Below are 4,031 nucleotides of genomic sequence, written 5' to 3' on the forward strand. Positions count from 1 at the left end.
GCCCCGCCCCGCTGGCACGTCGTCGTCCAGGGGACGTTCACGTTCCTCGGCGTCCCGAAGGTCACCGCGCGGCTCCAGGAGATCCCCGCGGGCTCCAACGTCGACCTCGACCTCAACGTCGACTTCATGGACCACGCCGCGTTCGACGCCGTCCACCAGTGGCGTCTCGCCCACGAACGGCAGGGCGGGAGGGTCGACATCGACGAGGTTCACGAGGCTTGGTATGAAAGAGCGGTGACAGGAGACACGACCCCGCCCGGCAAGACCCCGCCGCAGACGCCCTGGTGGGCGCCGTGGGCGGACCGGCCGAGCTCCGATTCCCCATCAGATTCCGGGCACCTCCCGGCGAGCGACCTGCTGCTCGCGGGCGTCCGCAGGTACCACGACAGCACCGCCCCGCTCGTCCGTCCGATCATGGCCGAGCTGTCGATGGAGCAGAAGCCGCAGAACCTGTTCATCACCTGCGTCGACTCGCGCGTGGTGCCGAACATCATCACCGCCAGCGGGCCCGGCGACCTGTTCATCAACCGGAACGTCGGCAACCTCGTCCCCCGGCACGGCGCCTACCCGGCGGACGACTCGGTGATGGCGACCGTCGAGTACGCCGTCAACGTCCTCGACATCCGCACCATCACGGTGTGCGGGCACGCCAACTGCGGCGCCATGGCCGCCCTGCTCGCCGGCGGCACCGAGGTCAAGCACCTGCACCACCTCACCCGGTGGCTGGAGCACGGCCGGCACAGCATCGCCCGCTTCCTGGGCACGGAACTCGCCGCGAACCAGAGCCCGCTCGTCCACCTGTGCAAGATCAACGTCATCCAGCAGCTCGACAACCTGCTCACCCACCCGTGGCTGGAGCACCGCGTCGAGTCCGGCGAGATCGAGCTCGTGGGCCTCTACCTGGACCTGCCGACCGCGAACGTCGAGATCCTCGACCGCGCGACGGGGACCTTCGCCCCCGTCCCGGGCGAGGTCCCCGCCGGCGACCGGCAGGACACGCGAACCCCTTCGTGACCCTGCACGCATGGGCCGTCCCGCGCGGGCGGCCCATGCCCTTCGGCGCCGCACCGCCACGCGGCGCCCTCACCATCGCCTTCAGCGTCCGACGAGCTCGCCCTCGCGCCCGGCGTCCCGTCCTTGCCGCTGGTCCCGTCCTTGCTGGTCGTCCCGCACGTACATCCCCGTCACCCGGCGCGCCAGCCGCGCGCTCCGGTCGCTCGCGGGCAGGAACAGCGCGTCCCGCCGACTGGCCCGCGCGAAGCTCCACAGCACCGCCGCCACCGTCACCGCCGCCGCACCGAGCACGAAGATCGTGAACGCGATGAACATCTGCGCTCCTCTCCACGGGACCCGTCCCCGCGGCCCCGCCGCCTGTCGCCGATCGAGGTCGACCGGCTCCATACCAGGACGTTAAGCGCGCTGTTTCCGCCCCACTGTGTCGTGTGACCCTAAACCGTCGGTTTCTTACATCCCCACCCGATTCCCCGCACATCCCAGCCCCGGGCAAGCCAACGCCCCAGACCGGCCCCACACGGCCGACTTGGAATTTCACGAACAGCGGGGGGTGGACGAGTCGGCCTGTAAGCCGGGTTCATCCGCCCCCGGATTCCTGACCTCGGACGATTCCCCGCCATGCCCTCTGACCAGGCTTTTTGTCTGTCGTTGATTGCCAACGGTCGCCACACCTAGACAACCTTGCCCGGAACTACGGCGGAACTGAGCGCGCCCGGTTCCGCCCCCAGACGCCTGCCGCACAACGGAGAGCCCACCGCCCGAACCATGCCGGGGGTGGGCTCTCTGATGCTCTGGCTACTTCTTCCGGAGGTAGGCGCGTAGGCAGTCGTTGACGACGTCCGAGACGTTCTTGCCCTCCGCGTCGGCCTTCTTCTTCGCTTCGTTCCAGACCTCGTCCGGGACTCGGACCGTACGGTTCGGGGTCTTGCCGGTCGCCGGACGTCCGCGCTTCTTTTCTGCCATGGCAGGATCCTAGCCCGACCAGGGGTAAAGGGCTTGACTGCAAGTCGGACATGCCCATATTGTGCAATGGCATTAATTCGGTACCGCCTGCAGCGATGCCGGATACGGACGGCCCCGAGGTCGACACCACCACGCGCGAACCTCGGGGCCTCGATCGGACAGCGAGGTCCAATCACATGAAGGGTATCCGCTTCACCCCCGCCGCACTCGATGAGCAACAGCGCGACGGGCTCGCGTGCGTCGTCTGCGGCCTCGACTTCACCGCGACCGGCGGGCACGTCCCCAGCGTCCCGGCCGGCACCGTGAACGGCACGCAGGTCTTCGCCTGCACGCTCCACGTCGCCCTGCCCGTCCTGCCGTCCGTCCCCGGGGCGTACCCGGGCGGGGACCGGGCGACCGTCCGGGCCGCCGCGGCGAACGTCCTCACCACCGGCACCGCCACCTACTGCAGCGTCGCGGTCGACGGGCGCCCGGCCGGGCGCCTGGTGAAGCTCGCCGACCGGTTCGCCGAGGCCGCCGACGAGTGCGAGGCCGCTGGCGACGTCCGCGCCGCCGAGGTCCTCGACAACGTCACGGTCGCGCTCGTCGCCCTGCGGGGCGCGGTCGCGGACGGAGAGGGCGTCCCCGGGGCGCTCAGCGCCGTGGGCAAGGCACTGTCGGCCGCGCGAACCGTGTTCGACGCCGAGGACGAGAAGGCCGTTGCGCCGGTCAACACCCCCGAGGAGCGGGACGACCTCGACGAGCTGTGGGAGTGGCTCAAGGCCCACCTGATCGAGGAGTTCGGACACGCCCAGGCGGCGAGGATCCTCGCCGCGATGATCGACCTCGTCAAGGCGACCGGCGGCCTGCCGAAGGAGGACGTCCTCCGGGTCGGCTTCGAGCTGCTCGACACCGGCCGGACCGAGATCGTCACGGAGTACCTCGCCGCGCGGCCGTAGCTGCGGTAGGTGCGGACACTGTTCGCACCTTGCGCCCCCGTCCAAGCGGCGGGGGCGTACGTGCGTCCGGCGGTGCGTGACGCAGGTCATGGGCAGTCACCCGTAAGACGCGGGCAACCCGTCTCCACGCTATGGAGACCCCCGGAGGTAAGTCCGGCCCGTGTGCGCGGGACGGGCAGGCCCGTGTCTGCCATGGCAGACACGACGCCGGCGGTGGCCGCTTTTCGTCACGGATTCCGTCACGACCTGCACCCGCCTTGAGGCAGGTGCAGCCCTACCCGGCGTCGTCCGGGTCGACGACGAACGTGCCTCGACCACGAAGCACCCGGACGAGGCCGCGTTCCTGCAACATCTCGGTTGCCCGGATGATCGTCATGCGCGCGACGCCGTACTCGGCCGCCAGCCGGTCGATAGCCGGCAGGGCAGCGCGGGGCGGGATGGCGCCCGAGGCGATTCGTTCGGCGATGTGGTCGGCGATCTGCTCATACCGGTAGCGGGTCGGGTCCCACTCAATCGGATAGTCCTCGCCCATACCGAGGAACGTAGACCCCTGCTGACCTGCATAAACTCGCAGGGCAGTCCATAGAAGTTCATAGAGTTCTACACTGCCCGCATGACACCACCACGGGAAACGCCCCACGCCCGAGAACACGCCCGCCTGTCCGCCCTGATGCGGCGGCTTGAGTTCTACCGGCTCGACCTCGCGATCAAGCCGGACGGCCTATGCGTAAAGAACCCGTTCGCCGACGGGTGCTGCGAGAACTCGCCCGAACCCGCGGACACCATCACCTGCCGCCCCGACAACGGCGTCCTCTGGTTCTTCACGAGCTGGGGCGCACGCATCGCGCGAGCGAACGATGTGGACCTGGCAGCGTCCCGCATCGCGGCCCGGCTGCTCGCCGACGAGGCCGAGGACGAGCGGCCCTCGCGGGTCGCTCTCCGAGGTCCCCTCGAACCCGGGACCGGCCTCACCGTCTGACCGGCGCCCATAGACGCCGCGGCCCCGGGCACGATGCGCGGTAAGTCCCGGGGCCGCGGCCCGACCGGCCCCCGCACCTGGACCAGCTCTCCCCCCGAGGTGCGGGGGCCTTCGTGTGCCCCAGGGCCGCCCCACCC

General features: G+C 70.1%; 6 protein-coding genes. 3 read left to right on the forward strand and 3 right to left on the reverse strand.

All coding sequences use genetic code 11. The features are described 5' to 3' along the window. On the forward strand, nt 1-1,014 hold a 1,014-nt coding region (locus tag DMH08_RS38870), incomplete at its 5' end, for a carbonic anhydrase (protein WP_325052988.1). An 81-nt stretch (nt 1,015-1,095) separates the two neighbouring features. Here DMH08_RS38870 and DMH08_RS38875 read toward each other — a convergent pair. Further along, nucleotides 1,096-1,329: a hypothetical protein gene (locus DMH08_RS38875; RefSeq protein ID WP_034516179.1), complete on the reverse strand. Its 234-nt coding sequence runs from the start codon at nt 1,327-1,329 to the stop codon at nt 1,096-1,098. Nucleotides 1,330-1,809: 480 nt separating this feature from the next. Further along, nucleotides 1,810-1,977 (reverse strand): hypothetical protein, encoded by a 168-nt coding sequence (locus DMH08_RS40670; RefSeq protein ID WP_158642470.1) that lies wholly within the window; start codon nt 1,975-1,977, stop codon nt 1,810-1,812. 176 nt (nt 1,978-2,153) lie between these two features. On the opposite strand from DMH08_RS40670, the gene DMH08_RS38880 reads away from it, so the two are divergent. Then, a complete protein-coding gene (locus DMH08_RS38880; RefSeq protein ID WP_125621247.1) occupies nt 2,154-2,915 on the forward strand; it encodes a hypothetical protein in 762 nt (253 codons plus the stop codon). 274 nt (nt 2,916-3,189) lie between these two features. Here DMH08_RS38880 and DMH08_RS38885 read toward each other — a convergent pair whose 3' ends face one another. After that, nucleotides 3,190-3,447, reverse strand: a complete 258-nt coding sequence (locus DMH08_RS38885; RefSeq protein WP_125621249.1) for a winged helix-turn-helix domain-containing protein — start codon at nt 3,445-3,447, stop codon at nt 3,190-3,192. An 81-nt stretch (nt 3,448-3,528) separates the two neighbouring features. On the opposite strand from DMH08_RS38885, the gene DMH08_RS38890 reads away from it, so the two are divergent. Beyond that, nucleotides 3,529-3,894 carry a hypothetical protein gene (locus DMH08_RS38890; RefSeq protein WP_125621251.1) on the forward strand — a complete coding sequence of 122 codons (366 nt, stop codon included), beginning with the start codon at nt 3,529-3,531 and terminating at the stop codon, nt 3,892-3,894. Nucleotides 3,895-4,031: the final 137 nt, after the last annotated feature.

The sequence above is a fragment of the Actinomadura sp. WAC 06369 genome (assembly GCF_003947565.1).
Lineage (GTDB): Bacteria > Actinomycetota > Actinomycetes > Streptosporangiales > Streptosporangiaceae > Spirillospora > Spirillospora rifamycini.

Coding starts and splice junctions, on each gene's coding strand:
- DMH08_RS38875 (WP_034516179.1), bottom strand. CDS start 1,329: ATGTTCATCGCGTTCACGATCTTCGTGCTCGGTGCGGCGGCGGTGACG.
- DMH08_RS40670 (WP_158642470.1), bottom strand. CDS start 1,977: ATGGCAGAAAAGAAGCGCGGACGTCCGGCGACCGGCAAGACCCCGAAC.
- DMH08_RS38880 (WP_125621247.1), top strand. CDS start 2,154: ATGAAGGGTATCCGCTTCACCCCCGCCGCACTCGATGAGCAACAGCGC.
- DMH08_RS38885 (WP_125621249.1), bottom strand. CDS start 3,447: ATGGGCGAGGACTATCCGATTGAGTGGGACCCGACCCGCTACCGGTAT.
- DMH08_RS38890 (WP_125621251.1), top strand. CDS start 3,529: ATGACACCACCACGGGAAACGCCCCACGCCCGAGAACACGCCCGCCTG.